The sequence below is a fragment of the Leptospira tipperaryensis genome (assembly GCF_001729245.1).
Classification (GTDB): domain Bacteria; phylum Spirochaetota; class Leptospiria; order Leptospirales; family Leptospiraceae; genus Leptospira; species Leptospira tipperaryensis.
Genome location: NZ_CP015217.1, coordinates 1,850,568 through 1,873,545 on the forward strand (window position 1 = coordinate 1,850,568; position 22,978 = coordinate 1,873,545).

At 44.0% G+C, this 22,978-nt stretch carries 24 protein-coding genes; 9 read left to right on the forward strand and 15 right to left on the reverse strand.

The features are described from left to right. The first annotated feature begins 184 nt into the window (after positions 1-184). Positions 185-1,345, forward strand: a complete 1,161-nt coding sequence (locus tag A0128_RS08765; protein ID WP_069607155.1) for a DUF2157 domain-containing protein — start codon at positions 185-187, stop codon at positions 1,343-1,345. Beyond that, positions 1,342-1,887 (forward strand): GDYXXLXY domain-containing protein, encoded by a 546-nt coding sequence (locus A0128_RS08770; protein ID WP_069607156.1) that lies wholly within the window; start codon positions 1,342-1,344, stop codon positions 1,885-1,887. Before A0128_RS08765 ends, A0128_RS08770 begins: the two co-directional genes overlap by 4 nt. On the opposite strand, the gene A0128_RS08775 is transcribed toward A0128_RS08770, so the two are convergent. Genes A0128_RS08775 through A0128_RS08795 form a run of 5 tightly spaced genes read right to left on the reverse strand, consistent with a single transcriptional unit; the run spans position 1,847 to position 6,574 of the window. Continuing rightward, positions 1,847-2,734, reverse strand: coding sequence for an NAD(P)-dependent oxidoreductase (locus A0128_RS08775; protein WP_083244096.1), 888 nt, complete (start codon positions 2,732-2,734; stop codon positions 1,847-1,849). The two genes, A0128_RS08770 and A0128_RS08775, sit on opposite strands and share 41 nt — an antisense overlap. Positions 2,735-2,764: 30 nt before the next feature. Next, positions 2,765-3,514 carry a mammalian cell entry protein Mce gene (gene mce / locus A0128_RS08780; protein WP_069607158.1) on the reverse strand — a complete coding sequence of 250 codons (750 nt, stop codon included), beginning with the start codon at positions 3,512-3,514 and terminating at the stop codon, positions 2,765-2,767. 32 nt (positions 3,515-3,546) lie between these two features. Then, a complete protein-coding gene (locus A0128_RS08785; protein WP_069607159.1) occupies positions 3,547-4,311 on the reverse strand; it encodes an ABC transporter ATP-binding protein in 765 nt (254 codons plus the stop codon). Positions 4,312-4,313: 2 nt separating this feature from the next. After that, the gene (locus A0128_RS08790) at positions 4,314-5,093 is read right to left on the reverse strand and encodes an MlaE family ABC transporter permease (protein ID WP_069607160.1); all 780 of its coding nucleotides are present in this window, start codon (positions 5,091-5,093) and stop codon (positions 4,314-4,316) included. Then, positions 5,090-6,574, reverse strand: a complete 1,485-nt coding sequence (locus A0128_RS08795) for a hypothetical protein (protein ID WP_069607161.1) — start codon at positions 6,572-6,574, stop codon at positions 5,090-5,092. Before A0128_RS08795 ends, A0128_RS08790 begins: the two co-directional genes overlap by 4 nt. On the opposite strand from A0128_RS08795, the gene A0128_RS08800 reads away from it, so the two are divergent. Beyond that, entirely contained in the window at positions 6,530-7,585 is a 1,056-nt protein-coding gene (locus A0128_RS08800) for a D-alanine--D-alanine ligase (protein WP_069609215.1), read from the forward strand. The two genes, A0128_RS08795 and A0128_RS08800, sit on opposite strands and share 45 nt — an antisense overlap. On the opposite strand, the gene metW is transcribed toward A0128_RS08800, so the two are convergent. The 3 genes from metW to A0128_RS08815 all read right to left on the reverse strand — a co-directional run bounded on the left by metW (position 7,582) and on the right by A0128_RS08815 (position 10,725). Then, positions 7,582-8,199, reverse strand: a complete 618-nt coding sequence (metW, locus tag A0128_RS08805) for a methionine biosynthesis protein MetW (RefSeq protein WP_069607162.1) — start codon at positions 8,197-8,199, stop codon at positions 7,582-7,584. The two genes, A0128_RS08800 and metW, sit on opposite strands and share 4 nt — an antisense overlap. A 7-nt stretch (positions 8,200-8,206) precedes the next feature. Then, positions 8,207-9,307: a homoserine O-acetyltransferase MetX gene (gene metX / locus A0128_RS08810; protein WP_069607163.1), complete on the reverse strand. Its 1,101-nt coding sequence runs from the start codon at positions 9,305-9,307 to the stop codon at positions 8,207-8,209. A gap of 113 nt (positions 9,308-9,420) precedes the next feature. Beyond that, on the reverse strand, positions 9,421-10,725 hold the full coding sequence (locus A0128_RS08815) for an O-acetylhomoserine aminocarboxypropyltransferase/cysteine synthase family protein (RefSeq protein ID WP_069607164.1): 1,305 nt from the start codon (positions 10,723-10,725) through the stop codon (positions 9,421-9,423). 304 nt (positions 10,726-11,029) lie between these two features. Here A0128_RS08815 and impL63 point away from each other — a divergent pair, with 304 nt between their 5' ends. After that, positions 11,030-12,682 (forward strand): cytoplasmic membrane protein ImpL63, encoded by a 1,653-nt coding sequence (gene impL63 / locus A0128_RS08820; protein ID WP_069607165.1) that lies wholly within the window; start codon positions 11,030-11,032, stop codon positions 12,680-12,682. Here impL63 and A0128_RS08825 read toward each other — a convergent pair. The 4 genes from A0128_RS08825 to A0128_RS08840 all read right to left on the reverse strand — a co-directional run bounded on the left by A0128_RS08825 (position 12,672) and on the right by A0128_RS08840 (position 16,204). Then, positions 12,672-13,442: a 16S rRNA (uracil(1498)-N(3))-methyltransferase gene (locus A0128_RS08825; RefSeq protein ID WP_069607166.1), complete on the reverse strand. Its 771-nt coding sequence runs from the start codon at positions 13,440-13,442 to the stop codon at positions 12,672-12,674. The two genes, impL63 and A0128_RS08825, sit on opposite strands and share 11 nt — an antisense overlap. A 16-nt stretch (positions 13,443-13,458) precedes the next feature. Then, on the reverse strand, positions 13,459-13,881 hold the full coding sequence (locus A0128_RS08830; RefSeq protein WP_069607167.1) for a hypothetical protein: 423 nt from the start codon (positions 13,879-13,881) through the stop codon (positions 13,459-13,461). 60 nt (positions 13,882-13,941) lie between these two features. Continuing rightward, the gene (fcpB, locus tag A0128_RS08835) at positions 13,942-14,769 is read right to left on the reverse strand and encodes a flagellar-coiling protein FcpB (protein ID WP_069607168.1); all 828 of its coding nucleotides are present in this window, start codon (positions 14,767-14,769) and stop codon (positions 13,942-13,944) included. A 136-nt stretch (positions 14,770-14,905) separates the two neighbouring features. Then, complete coding sequence (locus A0128_RS08840; RefSeq protein ID WP_069609216.1) at positions 14,906-16,204, reverse strand: AAA family ATPase; 1,299 nt, start codon at positions 16,202-16,204, stop codon at positions 14,906-14,908. Between the two features lie 95 nt (positions 16,205-16,299). Between A0128_RS08840 and fliN the strand changes: the two genes are divergently transcribed. After that, positions 16,300-16,830, forward strand: a complete 531-nt coding sequence (gene fliN / locus A0128_RS08845; protein ID WP_069607169.1) for a flagellar motor switch protein FliN — start codon at positions 16,300-16,302, stop codon at positions 16,828-16,830. Positions 16,831-17,071: 241 nt separating this feature from the next. Here the strand turns inward: fliN and A0128_RS08850 are convergent, their stop codons facing one another. Genes A0128_RS08850 through A0128_RS08860 form a run of 3 tightly spaced genes read right to left on the reverse strand, consistent with a single transcriptional unit; the run spans position 17,072 to position 19,452 of the window. Next, the gene (locus A0128_RS08850) at positions 17,072-18,013 is read right to left on the reverse strand and encodes an SPFH domain-containing protein (RefSeq protein WP_069607170.1); all 942 of its coding nucleotides are present in this window, start codon (positions 18,011-18,013) and stop codon (positions 17,072-17,074) included. A gap of 1 nt (position 18,014) precedes the next feature. After that, positions 18,015-18,956, reverse strand: coding sequence for an SPFH domain-containing protein (locus A0128_RS08855; RefSeq protein ID WP_069607171.1), 942 nt, complete (start codon positions 18,954-18,956; stop codon positions 18,015-18,017). 31 nt (positions 18,957-18,987) lie between these two features. Further along, positions 18,988-19,452 (reverse strand): NfeD family protein, encoded by a 465-nt coding sequence (locus tag A0128_RS08860; RefSeq protein WP_069607172.1) that lies wholly within the window; start codon positions 19,450-19,452, stop codon positions 18,988-18,990. Between the two features lie 112 nt (positions 19,453-19,564). Between A0128_RS08860 and A0128_RS08865 the strand changes: the two genes are divergently transcribed. Genes A0128_RS08865 through A0128_RS08880 form a run of 4 tightly spaced genes read left to right on the forward strand, consistent with a single transcriptional unit; the run spans position 19,565 to position 22,938 of the window. Next, entirely contained in the window at positions 19,565-20,005 is a 441-nt protein-coding gene (locus A0128_RS08865; RefSeq protein ID WP_069607173.1) for a heme-binding domain-containing protein, read from the forward strand. Positions 20,006-20,027: 22 nt separating this feature from the next. Continuing rightward, complete coding sequence (argH, locus tag A0128_RS08870; RefSeq protein WP_069607174.1) at positions 20,028-21,440, forward strand: argininosuccinate lyase; 1,413 nt, start codon at positions 20,028-20,030, stop codon at positions 21,438-21,440. Beyond that, positions 21,437-22,312 carry a peptidylprolyl isomerase gene (locus A0128_RS08875; protein ID WP_069607175.1) on the forward strand — a complete coding sequence of 292 codons (876 nt, stop codon included), beginning with the start codon at positions 21,437-21,439 and terminating at the stop codon, positions 22,310-22,312. Before argH ends, A0128_RS08875 begins: the two co-directional genes overlap by 4 nt. Continuing rightward, the gene (locus tag A0128_RS08880) at positions 22,309-22,938 is read left to right on the forward strand and encodes a hypothetical protein (protein ID WP_069607176.1); all 630 of its coding nucleotides are present in this window, start codon (positions 22,309-22,311) and stop codon (positions 22,936-22,938) included. The genes A0128_RS08875 and A0128_RS08880 overlap by 4 nt, the downstream gene beginning before the upstream one ends. Positions 22,939-22,978: the final 40 nt, after the last annotated feature.

A 22,978-nucleotide genomic window follows, 5' to 3' on the forward strand; every position in this document is an offset into this window, starting at 1 on the left:
AGTTACACTTCCTTGACTTTTCACGAGGGGAAAAACAGAAAACCGATCGGGGAGGGTTTGCCTTGGGTCGGGTTCAGAATCGACTCTTGCACAAAGAGCTGGCCTTTTGAGGAACTTTGTAAGAAGCGTATCGAAGGGAAAACTTCTTGTATTCTAATTTGGCATAGATAAAGTTTCTCCATCTATGCGCCTGGAACACAAACTTAAAAAATGGGTGGAAGCGGGGCTGATCGGTTCGGAACAATCCGAATCAATTCTCCGTTTTGAAGAAAACAAAAAGACTCCTTACTTATATTATTCTTTTCTAATTTTGGGAGTTGTGGTGATCGGAATCGGGATTATCGCGGTCATCGCTGCCAATTGGGAAGAAATCTCGGACTTCATTAAGTTAGGCGCCGCGCTTCTCCTCTTGACTTCGATCGGAATCGCCGGATTTTTAAAACGAGAGAATCCGAATCTTCTCACGGTGTTGATCGTCCTCAATTCCATTTTGATCTTGGGAATGATCGGACTCATTTCACAGGTTTACAACTTAGAAGGAAAATACTACGAAGCTGCTATGCTCTGGTGTATTCTGAATTTCTTATTTTTGATTTCTACGGATTCCAAAACTTTTCTGCATCTTTGGCTCATCGGCTTTCAGGTCTTTCTCACGGGTTGGATTTTGGAACGGGAACATTCGATTGAAACGATGTATTGGATCGAATTTTTTTATCTTTCGACGGTCGGATACTTTACGCTTTGGTTGAGCTCTGAAAAGTTTTCTTTGGATTCGAGAAAAGGAAGTTTGTTTTTATGGGCCGTTTTGTTTTTAGTCGCGGGAAGTTCCTATCAAGGTTTTGTGGAAAAAATATTGGAGAGCACAGGTTGGAGTCATTCTCTCGTTGGGTTTCCTTGGTTGAAACTTTGTTTCCGTTTGCTCGCGCTCGTTCCCGCCGGATTGCTTCTCGTTTCCAATAAGGACTTTTCGATCAGCCAGAAAAAGTCTTTGGCTTTGAGTTCTTTCTTTTTGTTTTTTCTTTATTTCCCGTTTCCGTTTCAATACGTTCCGATCACGTCCATACTCTCCTATGTTTGGAATTATTCGATCTCCTTGCTTCCCGCGATATTGTTTATTCTTTTTTGGTTAGGAATCGCGTCCGCGTTTCGTTCCCACAAAAAGATCTTTGATCTTTCGATAGCGATCATCGGAGTTCGATTCTTATTTTTTTACTTCGATGTCTTTGGTTCATTGACTTACACCGGATTTGGTCTGATTCTTTCCGGGCTTTTGATCATCGGTTTGACGGTCGGTTATTTAAAATACAAGGGTAAGGTAAGAAACCTACTCGGAGGGGAAGAATGAGAATTCTAAAGTATTTATTACTGATCTCTTTTGGAATTCCGATTTTATTCTTCGCTTCGGAAATTTTATATCTCGAATTTGCAAAGAAGTCAGGGAAAGAATTGATTCTTCCGATCCAAGGATACGATCCGAGAGATCTCCTTGCGGGACACTATCTTCGATACAGTATATCTTTTCAGACGGAGTCGGTTTGTCCCGAGACCGATCGTGAAGGAATTTTAAGAAAAACGAAATCGGAAGTATCGCATTGTCTCTGTTATTCTCATTCCGGAAAAATTTTGGAAGGGGAAGGGCTCTTTGTTGAAAATTGCGAGCCGGATACTCTGAAGAGTCGTGAACTTTGCCGGGTGTATCTTCGCGGAACCTGCGATTACGGAAGATTTAAGATTGGAAACGAAAGATACTACGTAAACGAACAAAAGGCTCGCGAATACGAGGTTCGTCTTCGTAAAGAGAAAGGAGTTCACATTCGTTTGAAAGTGGACACGGAGGGAAAAGCGATTACGGACGCTCTGATTTGGGAGGACGGATCTTCGCTGTGACCTCGTTGAGACTGCAGAAATCGTTTTCTCCAAAACCCGCTTTCATTCCGGAGTCGTAAATAACGGGAAGATTTTTGAGAAGAGAAAGTTCAGTCTTGGATTCTTCTGCGAGTTCCATCGCGTGATAGACGTCCTTTCTCATGTTCTTGAGAGAAAAATGGGTTTCGTAGTTTCCACTGAACACAAAAGGAAATTTAAACTCGGCGATTCCCGATTTTGCGGCGGACTGAAGAAGAATTTCTTTTAGGGTTTCCGCATTCACTCCGGCGTTTTGAGCGAGAGTAAATCCTTCCATATACACTTCAAAGATTCCGGCTTGAATCAGATTCAATGCAAGTTTTGCTTTTTGTCCGTCTCCGACCTTCCCGCAATAGACCGTATTCTTTCCACAAGCGTCCAGGAAGAATCGAACGTCTTCCACTTCTTCCTGGATGGCGCCGATCATAAAAAGAATCTGCCCGTCTCTCGCTGCGTTTTTAGAGCCAGTCATCGGACAATCGTAGAATCTGATTTTTCTTTGAGCGCAATCTTTTGCCAGACGAAACGTGAGGGGAAGGGAAGTGGTTCCGCAGTCAAGGATGACTTTTGGATTTGAATCGAGTAAACCCGATCGTAAAACTTCCTTTTCGACGACTTCGTCTTCGGTAAGGCAAAGAATTACGAGATCGCTTTCTTTTGCGGCTTCTTTTGGGTTGTTAAAAATCTGAGAATTCTCATTTTTCAAATCCTCGATTTTTTCAGGATTTCGAGAATAGAGTCGAACCTTGTGGCCATTTTTTAGAAGATTGGAGGCGATGCCCCTCCCCATAATTCCGGTTCCTATGATGGATATTATATATTTGTTCATTATAATATATAAATAAAATAAATTATAATATTAGAAAGCGCTCAAAGCAGCTCTGATAAAGCTTGTTACGGGAGCCTGTTCTCTCGTGTCCTCGAGTCCTTCTCTGAGCTCCCGCAATACGATTTGGGCGTCCGTCAAAACGGTGTTTACGTTTTTATGGACGTCGTCGTTATTGATCAGTCTTCCCAAACTTCCGTCTCCGGTGTTGATCTTTGTCGTGATATCCGCGATGTTGGAAAACGTTCTTCGAATATCTCCGCGGTTTTCCGAAATGAGCTCCGATAAACTCACCAACGGGTCCTGCAAAACCCTTCCTTTTAAGGCCCCGACGGTTTTGTAGTCGATCATGGTCACGGGAGTGGATCTCGTCTTTAGTCTTTGTGATTCCGGATCGGTAGTTCCCGGATCGATCGATATGACGCGCCCGGTCAAAAGGCTTTCGTTTTTGATGATGATGTCATAGTTGTCGTAGAGTCTGATCTTTTCTTTTAAGAGGAGTGTGACTTCGACTCTCGTTCCGATTCCCAGATCACCGCTTTGTACTTCGAGTCCGTTTTCGTCGATTTGTATCAGTCGGATCGAGGAAACGTAGCCAAAGGGAACCCCTTGTACGGTTACTTTGTTTCCCACCTTGATTCCTTCCGCGTTTCGGAATGTGATCTTCATAAATTCTCCGCGTTTTTTCACGGGCCCGCCCTCGGTGATGATCGTAAAGTAACCCACGACTCCGACCGCGGCAGTAAAAATGATTCCTACGAGTAAATAACGCAATGAACTCATATTCTTTTCTCCTAATGGATCCCTGATCGGTCCTATTTTGTTTCCAGGATCATCGGACCCTTTGTCTTTCCGTGAATGAATTGTTGGATCAGTTCGTTGTCCGATTTTTGGATCTCTTCCGCGGTTCCGGTAAAAACGATTTTGCCCTTGTATACAAAACTGATTCTATCCGCGATCATATAGGCGCTCGACATATCGTGAGTTACTACGACTTGCGCGGCACCGGTTTCTTTTTGAATCTTAAGAACGAGTTCGTTGATCACGTTAGACATCACCGGGTCCAAACCGGAAGTGGGTTCGTCATAGAGAATGATCTCGGGATTGGTAGTGATGGCTCTCGCGATTCCCGCCCTTTTTTTCATCCCGCCGGAAATATCGTTCGGAAAGTTATCCTTTGCGACAACCATATCCACTAATTTTAGTTTTTCCATCACGATCTCTTTGATCTTTTCCTCGGTCGCAAGTTTGTGCTCCCTCAGAGGAAGAGCTACGTTATCGAACACGGTCAACCAGTTGATCAAGGCTCCCGACTGAAACAAAACTCCCATTCTCGCGCGTAGTTTTTCTTTCACCTTGTTATTCACTCGGGAAATACTTTCCCCAAAAATATAACATTCACCGGCGTCTGGTTCAAGGAGTCCCGTGATATGTTTGAGAGTGACCGACTTTCCGGTTCCGGACGGACCCACGATCACGAGGGTCTCTCCTTTTCGCACTTGGAGATCCAGTCCCGAAAGAATCTTTCTGCTTCCGAAACTTTTATGGATGTTTTTGAGTTCGATCGCGAGTGGTTCCATTTTTATTCTCTGTAAAGAAGGGCGGTGATCATATATCCGGTAAAGATGACCATCAAGAAGGAAGTAACAACCGATTCTCTTGTAGCGCGCCCGACTCCGATCGCGCCTCCGCTCGTTCTCAAACCGTGGGAACAAGAGATTGCGGAAACAATAACTCCGAAAATAAATCCTTTGAGAATTCCCACATACAAGTCTTTGAGTCCTGGGATCGAGGCGACTCGATCAAAGACGTCTCTGAAATAAGTAAAGTAGTCGATTCCCAATTGAAAATAACCTACGATCGCTCCTCCGATGATTCCGAGTATCGTCGAATAGACGCAGAGAACGGGGACCATCACTGAAAAACCAAGAATCCTAGGAAAGATCAGATAACGCACGGGATCGATGGACATCACTTCCAAGGCGTCGATTTCTTCGGAGACTTTCATCGTTCCAATCTCGGCGGCCATCGCGGATCCTATGGAAGCGGAAAGAATCAACGCGGTCATAAAAGGGGACATCTCTCGTGTGAGGGTGATCGTCATCAAAAGGCCGATCTGTCCTTCCGCGCCGAAGTCTTTTAGACCCAAGCCGGTGTTAAGCGACATGATCATTCCAGTAAAAACGGCGACGATCGATACGACGGAGATACTTCCCACTCCGGTGATATACATCTGATCCAGAATTTCTTTTCTTTTGAAAAAGCTATACGGAAGATTTAGAATACTCTCATATACTAAAAGAATCGTAAAACCGCTCGCGTAGAAAAATTCGGTGGATCTGGACTTTAAACTTTCAATCATATTTTGATAAACCAGAGTAATTGCAGATTCCGATTCGATTCGATTCTTTCATAACCGATGAGACCGTAAAGGAATTTCCAGGATGTTTTTTCGGGAGTAAGGGAAAGTTCCAAAACAAAGGGAACGCTCGCGTGAAACTCGGTTTCGGTCCATCTCTGGGAATAGGCCCTCATCAAAACTGAAAATCTTCTTTCTCCGTTGGATAGTTTTTGGTATTCTACGATCGACCAAAGAGGATCCCAGATTCGGTCCACAACTTCCGATTTGATCGGGAAAAGCGATAAAAGATTCCAGACTACGTTTCCTTCTCTGTCCTTTTGGTATTTGAAAAAAGGCCATACCTTGAGATAACGTTCGTCCCGATCCCATTGTACATAATGTCTTCTCGAATTGAAAAAGAAAGGAATCAAAAACGTATCGTCCGATTGAATGTGATACGTATCAGATTGAAGATGGAAGTAAAACGGACTCACGAACGTCGTTTGTTTGGACGCGAAGCGATAGTTTCCATAGAATGGAAAGAGAATTAACTTTTTGTAATCCTCGTCTTGGTTGCTTCCGTATTGGATAAAAAAGAAGAGGGCGTTAAAATCCTTTTCTCCGGTTCGCTTATCGTATCCGTAGCCGATAAACGATCCCAAAAGAGGGAGAATAAAAAATCCCCGCGATTTCATATTTCCCGCTTCCGAGTCTTTGATTCCAAAAAAAGGAAAGAAGATCGTATAACGAACCGGCTCTCTTTTGTCCTGAAACGTGGTTCCCCACTGAAAGAAGGGCCAGAGAAAGGAATACCGTTCATACTTTCCACGGTTGATCTTTTTGGAATAGAGAGGAAAGATTCTAAATTCTTCTCTCGTTTCCGAGGAACCGTAGAGAAAGATCGGCCACAAAACCGCGGTCGCCTCATAGTCCTTGTATTTCCAATTGGAATAGAGCGGAAAAAGCGCGAAGCTGAGTTCGGAATAAGCGATCTTGTTCCTCATTCTTCCTAAGAGGGGAAAGAAACCGAAATACTTTTCTCTCGCTGTATCACCCGATCCCCAAAATAAAAGCGGTGTCAGAACGTCCGAATCTTCTCCCGTGTCTTCGTGTAACTGAGAAGTTCCCGTGATAAAGAAGAGAAAGGTCCAGACCTTCCAGTACTTGGTTTCTTCGCTGTAATAAACAGGATAAAGAACCGTTTGAAAACGATACGCTGACTTTTCCTCTTTGTAACTCGAATAGAAAGGACGAAAGATGATTTCGGATTCTCCTGCTCGGATTTCTTTCTGATACAAAAACCAGAACTGATCATACTCCGATTTGAATTCTCCGATGGGCTTGGAAGGATATTCCGAAAAGATGTTTTCAGAGGAGAATAGAAGAATTAGGATGCAAAAGATTCTGAACTTCTTCCCGAAGTTTGGATGGAACCCATTCTTTTTGGAGAAATTTTCTTGGCTAAGATTGCAGTCTTTTTTGGTGGCAGTTCTACGGAACACAGTATCTCGATTCGAACCGGATGTTTTATTTGTAAGACTCTGCATACGATGGGACATTCGGTCAAACCCATTCTCTTGACCAAGGACGGAGGCTGGGTTGTTCCTTTAGAGTATCGGATGGAGCTTCCATTTGAGTCAGTGAATTCTCCGGATTCTTTCTTAGAAGAATTTCAAAAAAGGAATGCTGTACAAAAGACTTCGATTCTCCCTTCTTTGGACGCAGAGATCGTCTTTTTGGGCCTTCACGGGGGCAAAGGGGAAGACGGTTCCATCCAAGGTTTTTTGAGCGTTTTGGGAATTCCATACACAGGATCGGGGGTGACCGCTTCCGCGATCGCTATGGATAAGACCCGAGCGAATCAAATTTTCTTGCACGGAGGACAGAAAGTGGCTCCGTTTTTTGAAATTCATAAAGTCGATTATGAAAATTCTCCGGAGGATGCAGTTTCCAAACTTTCGAGCCTCGGTTTTCCTCAGTTTCTAAAACCCGTCGAAGGCGGTTCCAGCGTATCCACGCATAAAATCGGAGATTCTTCCCAACTTAAAACTCAGTTGGCGCTGATGTTTCAAACCGAACTCAAGGTGATGAGTCAGGCCTTTCTCGCAGGCACTGAAGTTTCCTGCGGAGTTTTGGAAAGATATCGAAACGGAGAATTGAAAACGATCGCGTTACCCGCAACCGAGATCGTTCCCGGCGGGGAATTTTTTGACTTTGAGTCCAAATACAAATCGGGTGGCTCCAACGAAATCACTCCCGCGAGAATTTCAGAAGATCAGATGAAACGTGTTCAGGAACTTTCGATAGCGGCTCATAGATCTCTGGGTTGCAGAGGTTATTCTCGAACCGATTTTATCATCGTCAACGGAGAACCTCATATTTTAGAAACGAACACGTTACCCGGAATGACAGAAACAAGTCTCATTCCACAACAAGCTGCGGCCGCAAAAATTCCGATGGAAGAGGTTTTTGCCGATCTTATCGAAATCGGATTAAAAAATTCTCTTTCTTAAGAGATTACAAAAAGCGCAAGTTTGGAAAAGAAGTTTGGTCGGAATGTAACCCGGCTTAAATCTCGGAAGTAGGCTCGGTCTTCGATCTTAAATTTTTGGATGTCGCAGAATTCTATAAAATCCAAAACCGAAAGAAAGTGAAGGTTCGGAGTGTTGAACCATCGATAGGGAAGTAGATCCGTAACAGGAGTTTTTCCGGTCGTCAAAATCGTCCAGCGAACGTTCCAGTGACCGAAGTTTGGAAACGCCACGATGACTTTTTTTCCGATCCGTAAGGATTCTTTCAAAATTTCACCCGGGTTTCTCGTTTCCTGAATCGTCTGGTTGAGAATCACAAAATCAAAACGTTTGTCCTGATGGTGTTCCAGTCCTTCGTCGATATCCCCGTGATGAACATAAACTCCGCGTTGGATACATTCCACGATGCAGTCTTCGTCCTTTTCGATTCCTTGACCGCGGATTCCTTTTTCTTTTAAGAGATAGAGAAGGGTTCCGTTTCCACAACCAAGATCCAAGACCCTCGAACCGGAAGGAATCAGATTGAGAATGTAAGCAAAGTCCGGTCTTTCTTTGAGAGTGAGATCGATGGAAGTTTTTTTTTCAGGAGGCGTCATGATCGGATTAGTTCGAACCTTCTAAAAATCCTTTTAGGATTTCGATTTGTTTCGTATTCTTCAGTAAAAAGGAATCGTGACCTTCTCCGGATTGAAGTTCCAGATAAAAAACTCTTTTGTCAGCGGCTTCCAAAGACTTTACGATTTCTCTCGACTGAGCCGGCGGATACAACCAATCCGAACTGTAAGAGACGACTAAAAATCTACAAGTCGCCGGAGAAAGGGCCGCCGTCAATTCCTTGCCCTTTCCTAAACTGTAGTGATCCAGAGCCTTGGTAACATAGATATAAGAATTCGCGTCAAACCGATCCACAAAACTTTCACCTTGATAGATGAGATAACTTCCCACCGCAAAGTCGGTTGTAAGAATGTTTCCACGAGGCGGGTTCCTGCCAAACTTCTCGCGCATCTTGTCATCGGAAAGATAAGTGATATGACCGACCATTCTCGCGAGCGCCAAACCCTTGCGCGGAGAATTTTCGTCATAGAGACCGTTGTTCCAATTCGGATCGGAGACGATCGCTTGTCTTCCGACTTCGTTGAATGCGATCTGCATCGCGGAATGTTCCGCGCTGGAAGCCATCACGATACAATTGAAAAGAGAATCCGGATAGGCAATGCTCCATTCTAATGCTTGCATTCCGCCCATAGAACCGCCCGCGACGCAGAGGAGTTTGGAGATTCCTAAAGATTCTACCAAGAGTTTTTGCGCGCGAACCATGTCCTGAATGGAAACGAAGGGAAATCGAGAACCATAGGCGGTTCCGGTTTCCGGATGGATCGAAAGAGGACCGGAAGAACCTTTACAACCTCCGATTACGTTCGAACAAATTACGAAGTACTGATTCGTATCAAAGGATTTACCGGGTCCGATATAATCGTCCCACCAACCGGGTTTTTTATCGGATTCCGAATTGTAACCGGCCGCGTGAGCGTCTCCCGAAAGAGCGTGACAGACTAGGATTGCATTGTCTTTCGAAGGGGAAAGGGCGCCGTAGGTTTCATAGGCGATCGTAACGGGAGATAAGACGGATCCGTTGTCCAAAGGAAGTTCTTTGAACTCCGCAAATTTAGTTTCTACAATTCCGATCGATCCCGGTTCATTCATACAATTTGGTTGCCACTTTCCTTTCCACCGGATAACTTTTCAGTTACTTTCTTGGACCGGCTTAGAAAAGAAAAGTGGCTTTCTATACCTAAAAAAGTTTGATTCCCTTTAGATCAAACTTTCTTCAGGGCTTCTTCCAAATCGAAAAGAATATCATCGATATTTTCCAGACCTACGGAAAGACGAACAAAGTCGGGAGTCACTCCCGCCGAAGCTTGTTCTTCCGGAGTCAACTGCTGATGAGTCGTAGAAGCCGGATGGATCGCGAGCGATTTCGCGTCTCCCACGTTTGCGAGTAAGGAGAATAACTCAAGTCCGTCGATGAACTTCTTCGCTTCCGCAACTCCACCTTTGATACCAAAACCTAAGATCGCGCCGTAGAGGTCTCTCTTATGATATTTTTTCGCAAGAGCGTAATTCTTATCCGTTTTTAAACCGGGGTAGTTTACCCAAGATACTTTTGGATGTTTTGTCAGATACTCCGCAACGGCTAACGCGTTCTCGGAATGTTTACGAAGTCGGAGAGGAAGAGTTTCCACACCTTGGATGATCTGCCAAGCGTTGAAAGGAGAAATGGCTGCTCCCGTATCTCTCAAACCTTGTACTCTCGCTTTGATAATGTAAGCGATATTCACTCCGCCGAACGGCTCGAACTTTCCAAAGACGTCCCAGAATTTCAGTCCGTGATAACTTGGATCGGGTTCGGTAAAATTCTTAAACTTACCGTTGCCCCAGTTGAATTTACCGGAGTCGATGATGATACCACCGATGGAAGTTCCGTGGCCGCCTAAGAATTTTGTAAGAGAGTGGACGACGATATCGGCCCCGTGTTCGATCGGATTCACCAAATAAGGAGAAGGAAGGGTATTATCTACGATAAAAGGAACTCCGGATTCGTGAGCCACTTTTGCAATCGCTTCCAGATCCAAGGTGTCTAACTTTGGATTTCCTAAAGTTTCCGCATAGAACGCACGGGTCTTATCGTTCACGGCCTTTCTGAAATTCTCAGGATTGGAAGGATCTACGAAGTGAACCTTGATTCCTAATTTTGGAAATGTATAGTGAAGAAGGTTGTAAGTTCCACCGTAGAGAGAAGCGGAAGCTACGATTTCCTGTCCGGTTTCCACGATATTCAAAAGAGCTAAAGTTTCTGCGGCTTGACCGGATGCGGTTGCAAGCGCGGCTACCCCACCTTCTAAAGCGGCTACCCTTTGTTCGAGAACGTCGGTCGTAGGATTCATAAGTCTTGTATAAATATTACCGAATTCTTGCAGACCGAAGAGCCTTGCGGCGTGATCCGTGTCCTTAAAGACGTAAGAAGTCGTTTGGTAGAGAGGAACGGCTCTGGAAGTTGTCGTCGGATCCGGGGTTTGACCACCGTGAAGTGCAATCGTCTCAGGTTTATAATTTCTTGGCATAGAATCTAAGTTCTCCTTTTTCGAATCATGGAATTCGTATAGAAGATGTCAAACAAAAATCTGTTATATTAAACTAAAAATCTGTTTACGCAGACGGGTTTGTCAAAAAATTTCCATTGCATTTTCTAAGGTTTCTGATTCTATACTCCGTCTGATGCCAAATCACAGCGTAATTTCTGTAATTTCGGTAGTTATAGATTCAGAAACCGGTATCGTCCGAACCGATAATGGTCCTGAGACCCTTGACGGAGAGAATTTAACGAAGATTCGCTTTCGAATCTTCAATGGATAACTGATCCAAACTATGATCAAACGCTCGAAATACTTCCTTTTATCCCTTTTCTTATTCTTTGTCGCTGCCTCCGGGCTTTTTGCACAGGGAACCCAGCTCTGGACGCCTCCCGGAAGGCAATATATGCATCCTACGGATCCTTTTACCTACGACATGGGGATCAATAAGTATGATAAGGACTATTATCTTTATGTAGCTCCGACCGCGAATTTTAATTTTGGCGGCGATTTTGGGGCCTCGCTCACGGTTCCTTTGAACTTTCTTCTCTACGATGTAGAACCCAAACAGGAAAATTCTAAGATTGGAAAACTCAGAGCCTTTGATTACAACGAAAAGAGCGATTATCTCCGTTTGATCAATAATATCTGGTTTGGACAGTTTGGAAAATATACTCCCGGAGAAATTACGTATTCTGCCTATTTGGGGAAGATGTTCGACGGTTATATCGGCCACGGAACGATCGTAAACCGATATATCAACAACCAAAGGCTGGACGTTTACAACGTCGGTCTCCAAGCGGATATGAACAGCGACTTCGGGGGGGTTCAGGTTTTTTCAAACTCGATCTATTCTCGGGAAGTCAGTTCCGCTCGGGTTTATATCCGTCCCTTTGCCGTAGGATTCAAACTATTTGATATCATCACAGGGAGATCGAAAACCTTCGCGATGCTCACGGTCGGACAAGGAAACGTCGCGGACGAGGCCGGAAGAAAAAAGGTCTACGAAGAAGTAGGAGCTGAAGAAAAAGAATCCTACCGAGCTCTCATCGAAGACCAGAAGACGAAAGAAAAAAAAGAAGAGATGATTCCCGCGGATAAGAAGCCGGAAAAAAATCAGAATCTAAAAGAACTTTTTAATCAGGATCATTTTGCCAATCGATTCGCGATCGGTTATACGACCGCGTTTGACAACAAGGCTCCCACCGAGTTGAAGTTTGATACGACGGGAAAACTTAGGGTCGACGACAACGACAATCCTCTCGTGAAGTCCGTTGAAAAACTTACGATCAGCGGCTACGACTTCGAATACAAACTTCTAAGTTCTAAATACGTGGAACTCACTCCGTACTACGACGTAAACAAGATCAAACAAATCGACGGAGCTCAGGGAACACACTACGGAGCGATCTTTCGTTTTGGCGGAAAAGATATTTATATGCAGGTCAAACCGGAATATCGGAACATGACCGCGAACTATATTCCGATGTACTTTGATAGTTTTTACGAATTGGAAAGATATCAGAGTAATCTGCAGAGCAACATTCCTCAGACAAAACTCGAGGCGGCAAAACTCAAGGATCCGGACGGACCCAAGGTCAAAGGATACTTCACTACGGTTCTTTTTAATTTTTATAAAATCGCGGTGGAAGGAAACTACGAAAACTATTCCGGACCCAATAACTCAAGGGTCTTCGTAGGTGTTTATCTTCCTCTCGGAAGTTTGGTTCTTTTGAACGGATATTATATGAAGAAAGGTTTTGATGAAAACAAAGAAGCCTTCAAACTGGACGACCGATCTCAAGGGGCGCTCGAACTCGCGATCAATCTCGGATTTGCCGCAGTTCGTCTTCAGAACGTAAGAAAATGGGTCTATGACACTTCTTCGAATCAATATGTCGCTCAGGACGAGCAGAAGGTTTTATTTTCGAGTAATCTTACTTTTTAAAAAGAGATTCTTCTTCCAATCTGGAAAGTAAAAAAGCGACCGCGGTTTCCGTTCTTAAAACTCGGCCAGAAACGTTGACGCTTTCAAATCGGTTTTCCTTCCAAAAATCGATTTCTTTTTTTACAAAACCGCTTTCCGGTCCTATCGCAACTAGAATTCTATTTTCTGAATATTCTAAATTCTTGTTTTTCCATTCTTCGGAAATTTGAGTGATCGATTTACCTTTTCTATCCAGTAAAAACCGGAAGTTGAAGTTTTGATTCTTTAACGTTTCCAAAAGAATCGTTTTCGGGTCGTTCTGAAAATCCAATTCCACTTTCGGAAGAAATATATTTTTACCCTGTTCCATTCCTTCCAATAGTTCCTTTTCGATTTCATCCGGTTTCCAGACGGGGGAGGTGAGATAGTCTTTTCGAGAATTTTTTGTAAGAAAGAATCGGATTCCACCGACGCCCCAGGTTCCCGCGAGTTCGAGAATTTTTCGGACGGTAGGAGGGCGGTTGATCGCGAGTAAGATATGAACTTCCGGAAAACGCGGTTTTGGTCTGAGGATCGGTTTGAAAGTCCCTACGATTTCCTTCGGGCCTAACTCTTCGATCAACCATTGTCCGAGACTTTGGTCTACGATTCCCGCCTTGAGACGGTCTCCGACTCCTTTATGAAGAATTTCTAATATATGTTTGATCTTGATCGGATCGATGATCCGAAAACGGTTTGAGTTTCCGATTCTCCATTCTTCTTTGCAAATGAGTAGATTCAATTTTGCAAAACAGAAATTAGATCTGAAACTTAGGGTTTGGTTCCGATTCCGCAGGAGGATTGGGAACTGAAGGTTCCGTTGGAACGGTTTCTTTCGGTTCCTGAGAAGAATTTGGAAAAGGATTGGAGTTTGGAATGTCGTTAAAAGGAGAAAAAAAACAAGTTCGAACGATTCCGATTGCAAGAAGAATCAAAAGTAGATTCCTTGCAAATCGTTTTCCCGGAGTTTGCCCCAAACTTCCAAAGTCTTGAAATTTTGTTTTGAATCCCGAGAGGGAATTTTTGAGATTTTCCCAGAACGTTTCGATTGAAGTCTTTCGATAGGGGCTGTTCGGTTTCGAATCCGTTTCTAAATATCCGGAAGCGTATTGACGAGTAGAATCCGGATCGAATAAAAATGATTCATAGCACCGCGGACACCGGACGGTCAGTTTTCCCAAATCAATGGGAATCCTGAGTTCCGTCTGGCATCGGGGACAGGGGAGAATGTAACGCACTTTTTAGTAGCGAAGAGATTCCTTCAGAGCGTCTACGTTCTCTTTGTAATTTTCGTTTCCTAACTGATCGTTATAATCGAAAATTTTTGTAAAGAGTCTATCAAACTGATCCAAGTGTTTGATATAAAATTCTTTTTTGAAAGAGTTACGGATCGGGTTTGTCTTGGTGTTTTCAACGCCGGCGAGAATGTATTTTCCAACACCTTTCTCTGCAGGAGTTTCAGGACGACCGTATTCAGGATATCCGTCTTTTTGGAAGAAAACTTCCACCTTATCGTTGTGAGCCGGTTGTGTGTTCGGTCCTCTATCGATAACTTCAGAAATAATCTTATCTTCCAAAACCATATTGTTTCTATAAATTTTTGATTTCAGCCTATTGATATTTCTTGGAGCTTCCGTTCTTGGTTCGGGGTCGTTGCTGTTTTGGCCTTCGAAGTAGATCTCCATGTATTTCGCAAGGGATCCTTGAACGGTCTTGTTCAAACCTCTTTCTTCGTCGCGGATGAAATCGTATACTTCCACACGAATACAGTTGTTTGCAGGATCTTCTTGGTTGAGAGCAGGAGTGCACTCATCGTTGTTTGCTTTCCCTTTAAAAAGAACCGTTCTAAAAGGAAGAACTCGAACTTTCATTTTCATGAGAACCGTATGACGTGTGAGTCTTTGGTTCAGTTCGAATACTTTCTCATCCAGTTTCCTTTCTGTATCGAGAATGGATGCGCCTAATTGTGCATCCGACTGTGATTTCTGATCTGCGTTGGAATTTTGCTGAGAAAATACCGCAGTTGAAATTGCTACGAGAACCACTAAAAATAACTTTTGAAGTTTCATTTCCCCTTGTCCTTAGTGAAGCGGATATTTGAATTCTGCAATTAGGTTTGCCCTAATTATAGAACCCTATGTGTATTATCGGAATAATAGACTCCGGATTGAATGAATGCACCACTTTTTATTGAAAAATCAGCGATTATTTCGAAGATACGGAGCTAGTTTCCAGATACAGTTCATACGGTGGTGGGACCGGATTCAATCCTTTTTCAATGAGGTAGGAAGCCCATTTTCTTTCCACAAGGTCGCAGAAGTCTCGGATCGTTCTTCCGGAATGTCCTTTCAAACCTTCCGATATTTGAATTCTTTCTTTTTCGGTCAGGTGCATCGCATATGTCTCCAGAACCTTTGCCCTTTCGCCCGTGTCGGGTAACGGAAAGTAGATGGTTCTATCAAAACGGGAGATAAGGGCGTGATCCAGGTCCTGTTTTCGGTTCGTCGCTCCGATGGTAATGGAATTTCTTTGGCTACTGAATCCGTCGATCTTTCGCAAAAGAACGGAAAGGATCTTACGGGTCGCTTCGAACATTCCTTCTTCTCTGCTTCCGGCCAGGGAATCGATTTCATCCAAAAAGATCAAACAAGCCGGAAATAGGGCGGCCGCGTCGAATACGTAAGCCATGTTTTGAGCGCTTTCTCCGTAGTATTTGCTCATAATGGATTCTACAGGGACGTAAATCAAGGGAAGCCCCGTCATACAGGAAACTACTCTCGCCATCGTCGTCTTTCCGACTCCAGGATCTCCTTCGAAGAGCACGGCGCGGGGACGGATATCGGTCGGAAACTTGCGGGTCAGTTTGGAAACCTCGGAAAGAAGATTCGGATTTTTGAGGGGAAGGATGATGGATTCTAAGATCTGTTGTTTGACTCCTTCGTATCCGGCGATATGTTCGAAAGTAAGGGCATTTCCTTTTTTCTCAGCTTCGATCGGATCAAAAACTTCCACTCCCAAGGCGGCCAGCAATTCTTCCGGTTTGGCAGTTTCGGTGTTATTTCCCGATTTTAAGAATTTAAAAAGCGAAAGGCTCGCGAAGAGTTCCTCTCTTGTGAAATCTCCCTTTTTTGTGATTTCGACTCGATTTTTCGTTCTTCCGGAGTAGAATCGAAATCGGATCGTATCGAGTAGATTTTTGGTTTCAAAAAGATTCTCATTGAGGGCCTGAATGCAGTAATAGCCGGGTTCAAAGGTATGAATTCTGAGATTTTCGATATGGTTTTTTAGAATCTGAAGACAATCCAAAAGGGCCGACTTGGAAATCGAAGGGACTTGGAATTCTATCTTGAGATCTTTTTTTTCGGAAGATACGATGGGAAGATCGGCGTTTGAAAATCCGAGCGCGGTCAGTTCCCCGTGAAGAAAACTTTTGGTTTTTGTAAAATCGACTTCGGAAAGCGTCAGATCTCCGGAAGAAGGCTCGGGTTTAGAAGGGGAACTCAATCGAATAATACCTCTTAAGAATCTGAAAATACTCTTGTAGGAATCTTGGATTCTGTCGATTTCTTTACTATCGGATTCGGTTAGGAGAAGGAAAAATGGGAGAAGGGTCACTCTCACAGGAAGACATAGACGCGCTTTTAACGGGCGGAGGTGGAGATGCACCGGCCGGAGGCGGCGGTGGCAGCGGGTCCGATTTTAATCTAAGTGGAGAATTGGATTCTCTCTTGGGTGGCGGAGGAAGCGGCGGTGGAGATGCCTTCGGTGGTGGGGGCGGATCGGATTCTCCTTCGTTTGCGGATATTTCCGCGGCGCTTGGACCTTCTGCGACTCCTACATCGGCGCCGAGACCTTCCAGTCGTCAATCGTCCCCGACACAATCCACAAACTTAAACTTACTCATGGACGTAAATCTCGCGCTCACCGTGGAGCTGGGAAGAACTAACATGTATATCAAAGACGTGAACGGACTCAACGAAGGCACCGTAGTGGAACTTGATAAGAACGTCGGAGAAGACTTGGACATTCTCGCGAATGGTCGTTTGGTGGGTCGAGGGAAGCTGGTAGCCATGGACGATTTTTACGGGATTCAGATCACCGAGATCGTGGATCAAAGCAGAAGATTATAATTTTATAAAAATTGTATATTCAGAATTTCTGTTGAAATAAAAAACCCGGCTTTATCCGCGCCGGGTTTTTTATTTTTAGTCTGTGATCCGTTCGAAAACGATGATTTTCCAACGAATCGTGGACTTTCGATTGTTTCTACAAAACAAGTCTTTTGGAAAAAGACTTGTAGGAGACTTTAAGTCCGGAATCGAGTAGGATTTTGGGCAGGCCTACTTTTTTCGCGGAAAGGATAAGGAATTCTTATCCCTTGGTTGAATCCACCGTTCCCAAGACCGATTTCAAGATTGAACGGAAGTTTGTAAGATTCATCGGAAGAACGATTTCCGTTTTTTTACCCGAGATCTTTTCAAATTCTTTGATAAACTTTTGACCGATTCTGAGTTTGACCGCGTCCTTTCCACCTTTTGAGTTGATGGATTGTGCGAGGAGTTCGATTCCTTTAGCGGTGGCGATGGCGATGGCTTCCACTTCTTTTGCGACCCCTTCGGCCTCGTTGATCCGTTTTTGTTTTTCCCCTTCGGACTTGTTGATCGCTTCCTCTTTGAAACCGAGAGATCGATTGATTCTCGCGTCTCTATCACCTTCGGAAAGGGAGATCTGAGCTTTTTTTGTAATCTGAGCTTTTTTCTCCTTCTCCATCGCTTCGAGAATCGACTTGGGAGGAGTGATGTTTACGATTTCATAACGGTTGACTTTGATTCCCCAGGATTCGGTGGCCAAGTCCAACACTTCGAGAATCTTACTGTTGATCGCGTCCCTCGTTTCAAAGGTAACGTCCAGATCCATCGTCCCGATAATCGCACGCATCGTAGTCTGCGCCAACTGAGAAGAAGCAAACTGATAGTCGTTGATTCCATAACTCGCCTTATGAGGATCCAAGACTTTGAGATAGAGAATTCCATCCATCTCTACTTTTACGTTGTCTTTTGTGATACAAGTCTGAGGAGGAACGTCCGTCGCTTGTTCTTTCAGAGTGTGATAGTAGGCGTCTCTTTCGATAAAAGGCCAAAGAAGATGAAGGCCGGCGTGTAAGGTTCTGCTGTATTTCCCGAATTTTTCGACTACGATACAATCCTGAGCGGAAACGATTCGGATCGAACGGTAGAGTTTATAAGCAAAGTAGATTCCGAAGAGGGTCCAGAAAATGGTAACAAAGGTATTTTGTGCGGATTGAAAAAACATCTTATTTCTCCTCCTTTCCCGTTTTGATTTCGGGAAGTTTGCCGGTCACTTTGGAAAGTCCTTCGAAAACTCCGGCGATGTTTGCGAGTTCTAAAGGAAGAATTGTCGTTTTTGATTCGCTCAAGATCGTTCCAAGTCCTGTCAGATAATCTTCGGTGATTTGGAGGTTCACGGCTTCGGAACCGCCTTCTCTGGAAATGGATTCTGCGATCATCTGGATTCCTTTTGCTTTCGCAGCGGCGATGACTTCGATCTCCAAGGCCTTTCCGTCGGCTTCGTTGATCTTTTTCATCTTTTCCCCTTCGGAGACGTTGATCGCTTCCTCTCTTTCTCCCACCGAACGGTTGATCCGAGAAAGTTTTTCTCCTTCCGAAATCGTGATCTCCGCGCGTTTTACACGTTCGGCCTTTACCTGTTCTTCCATTTCATGAAGAATTTCTTTCGGAGGAGAAATGTTTTTGATTTCGTAACGGGTGACTTTGATTCCCCAGGGATCGGTTGCTTCGTCCAAAGCGCGCACAACGTGAGAATTGATATCGTCTCTTTCAGCAAACGTCTGGTCCAAGATGAGTTTTCCGATTTCGGAACGCAAAGTAGTTTGTGCGAGTTGTTGAGTCGCGAGCATAAAGTTTTCGATCGCATACGAAGCCTTATAAGGATCCACAACCTTGAGATAAAGAATTCCGTCCACGGAGATGGAGACGTTGTCCTTTGTGATACACATTTGGGGAGGAATGTCGATCGCGATCTCTTTTAGATTTTGTCTGTATCGTACGACTTCGATGATCGGCCATAAAAAGTGAAAGCCTGCTTCCAGAGCTCCGTTAAATACTCCCACTCTTTCCACGACGAAACAATACTGTTGGGGTACGATGATAAACGTCTTTCGAATCAGATATATCAACCCAATGAAGAGTAACGTGACTATAAATCCTGCGGACATAAATTCTCCTTTTAGTCTTTTGATTTCAAATTCATTCTTCGGGGAGTTCTAACGGTTCCACGAGAAAGGTAAGATTGTCTCTGCTCAAGATTCTCGCTTGGCTTCCTTGAGGGATGCGGCTCTTCTTTGAAATCGCGTCCCATTCTACACCTTGGAATAAAACCCTTCCTCCCTTTCTTTCCACGAGGACGTCTTTTACGACGGGAACCAATCTTCCGATCTGATCGTCCGTCGGAACCGCGTGTTCGATTTGCGCCGGAAAGAGTTTTCGGATGGTCTGACTTCCTACGTAGATGAGCCCGGTGGAAAGAGAAGCCCAGATTCCCAATTGCCAACCAAGACTCAGGTCAAAAAAATAAACGATAATGCCCGTGAGAATTCCAGCAGTACCCAAAAAGGCAACGAAGGTTCCAGGGATAAAGAATTCGGCGAGAATCAAAAAGATTCCACCGCCGATCCAGATGGTCACGGGTAGATTGGAAAGAAAATCAGGCATGAAAGACGCATTCTCCCGAGTGGAGCAGATTCGTAAATTTTTTTCAGAGTTCAATCCGTTTTTTCTATTTTAAAAAAAAGGGAAGGGATCGAAATGATCCAAGGCAAGCCACATGAAAAAGAAAATTCTTCTCGTTTTGTTAACCGCACTTGTTTTGCTCCAATTCCTCCCTTTGACGGCGCCGAGCGGAACCAATCAAAATGAAATCCAAGGAAAGGACGAAGTCAAAAAGATATTGAAGAGGTCTTGTTACGATTGTCATTCCGATCTAACCGTCTGGCCCTGGTATACTAAAGTTTTTCCGGTCAACGCATATCTCTATCATCACGTGGAAGAAGGAAAAGCGGAATTGAATTTTTCGGAATGGGAAACCCTGAGTAAAAAGGACAAGGCTAAAAAAGGGGATGAAATTTTAGAAACCCTGGAAGAAGGAGAAATGCCTTTGAGCGATTACGTTCTTCTTCATCCAAATGCAAAAATTTCCAAGGAAGAATTGGAAGTCCTGAAAAACTGGATCCAGGATTTGGAAGAAGACTTTCAGAAAGAACCGTAAAAATTAATCTGACGAAGTTCTTATGACTCAAAAAGAAAAAAAACTCTGGGGCGGAAGGTTCCAAGAAAAAGCGTCTTCGATTTTGGAAAGAATCGGAGAATCCGTCTCCTTCGATCATAAACTCTATAAAGAAGACATCCAGGGAAGTATCGCGCACGCGAGAATGCTTCAAAAAATCGGAATTCTTACCAAAGAAGAATTATCACAAATCGAAACTTCTCTCTCGCTGATCCGGACCGAACTCGAAGAAGGAAAACTCGAATTCAAATCGGAACTCGAAGACATTCATATGCATATCGAGTCTCGTCTCACCGAACTGATCGGAGAGACCGGAAAAAAATTACACACGGCTCGTTCCAGAAACGATCAGGTCACACAAGACGTAAGACTTTTTATTCTGAACCAGGGAAAAGAAATTCTAAGATCGATTTTTAACTTAAGAAATTCCTTATATGAAAAGGCAAAACTGAGCCTGGACGTTATCATCCCCGGATATACTCACCTTCAAGTCGCGCAACCGATTCGTGCTTCTCAGTATTTGCTTTCTTGGTTTTGGGCTTTGGAAAGAGATCAGGAGTTCATCCGTTTTGCTCTTCAGTCTTCGAGCGAGTTGGCTCTCGGATCGGGAGCGATGGCCGGAGTCAACTATCCGACCGATCGGGAATTTTTAAAAAAAGAATTGGGTCTTTCTAAAATTTCTCACAATTCCATGGACGGTGTTGCGAGCCGGGATCATATTCTACAATTCTTATTTGCCGCGAGTCAGTTGATGATTCACGCATCGCGGATTTGCGAAGACATCATTCTTTATTCTTCTCAAGAATTTGGAATTCTAAAACTACCGGATTCTCTGACAACGGGTTCTTCGATCATGCCTCAAAAGAAAAATCCGGATATCGCCGAACTCATCCGTGGGAAGTCGGGAAGGGTCATCGGAAATCTCAATCATATTTTAGTAATGTTGAAAGGACTTCCTTCCACTTACAATCGAGATCTACAAGAGGACAAACTCGCGCTTTTTGATTCTATCGAAACGGTTCAGATCAGTTTGGAAGGAATCCAAGCGATGATCGAAGGTTGGATCTGGGTTCCGGAACGCGCGGAAGCTTCTTTGAAAAACGGTTTCGCGACCGCGACCGATCTGGCGGATTACCTCGTGAACGAAAAGAAAATTCCCTTTCGAACTGCTCACGAACTCGTAGGAACCTTGGTCGGGATTTGTGTGGAACAAAAGAAAACCCTTTTTGATCTTTCCGAATCGGATCGGATTTCCGTTTCGGAACACTTTGCCGGAAAGGAATACGAGGACGCGGTTTCGCTTTCACTTTCGGCTGATAAAAAAATTTCTTACGGAGGGACTTCCCGGAAAAGACAAGAAGAACAATTAAAAATTGCGCTGGAATCTTTGAAGGAAGCTGAAAAATGGCTGTTATGAGAAAAATTTCCTGGATCTTAGTCCTACTTTGTTTTTTTGCCTGCAATCGAAATCCGTTTGCGGAATCCAGATATCAACCGGCCCAGTATTCGCCGTCTTCCGTAGTCGTTCCAAGACCGGATAACGCAGTCATTCCTTTGCCGGACAAGCCGGCGATTTACGCAGTCTTTCTTACCAACCAGGGAAATATCGCCGTTGAACTTTTTGATAAGGACGCTCCAAAAACGGTTCAGAATTTTATCGATCTTGCACAAGGCGAAAAAGAATTCACAACTCGATTCGGACAAAAGGTAAAAAAACCTTTTTACGACGGACTTACGTTTCACCGAGTGATCAAAGACTTTATGATTCAAGGTGGATGTCCAAGAGGAGACGGAACCGGCGGACCGGGTTACGAGTTCGACGATGAGATCAACGGAAAGTCCCTTGGCTTGGATAAGTTAAAAGCCGGAGAAGCTCCTTACTATCAATATCAATTGCAAAGAGCGGTCGCGAACGAACTTCAAATCAAAAGCAGAGAAGAAGCGGAGTCCAAAAGAGAACTGATCGAAAAGGCGTTTGAAGAAGCCAAAAAATTATCAGTCCTCGAAATTCTTTTTAGAACCGGATACAAATATAACGAAACTCTAAACTCTCACAGAGCAATCAAAGGTTCTTTGGCGATGGCAAATGCGGGACCGAATACGAACGGTTCTCAATTTTTTATCAACCAAGTGGATACTCCTCACCTGGACGGACTTCATACAGTCTTTGGACAGATGGTTTCCGGAAGCGACGTAGTGGATAAAATCGTAAGCGCAGGGAATTCAAAAACCACGATCAAAAAAGTTCTGATCGTAGACAAGAGAGCGGCGGCAACTCCAGCACAATGACTACCGAATCGGACAAAACCAAGGCGGGAAGTTTTCTCGCGGTTGTAAAGGAGTTGGGGGCTTACACCTCGGGCTCCAGCACCAATCGTATTCTTGAAAAACTTTCCGCCTTTTCTGTGCAAGAGTCCGAATGCAGAGTTGCGATTATGGAAACCAACGACGGAAAAAATCTTCCGGATCATTTGGTGGGAATCCTAAGACTATTTCGAGTTGTTCATTTCAAACGGCAGGAAGTAAACTCGTATTACGAGACCGCGATGTCTAAATACGGGGTTATCAATTCCCTAACCGCAAAAAGAAGACCGACCGACGACGAAGCGAGGATCAAACAGGTTCTTACCGATTATATTCTAAAAATTGAATCCTACTTTGAAAAAAACGATATTTCCGACGAAGCTCTCATAAAAGAAATCAGTCGATTCTTAACCGAACTCGATTCGTTTAATTTGTTAAACGAAGACAACCTTGGTTCCTTGGTCCTTTCGGTGAAGGCGATTTCTCTCTTACAACCTCCGATGGAAAAGCTGATCGCCTGTTACAAGGACTACGACCAAGTGGAATCCATTTTGAAACGTCTGATTCGAATCTCCGAAATGATCATCGAGGACGCAAAAGCTCCGGGATAATCTAAAAAGAGGGATTTTTTCAAAGCTTTTGGGAGAAACT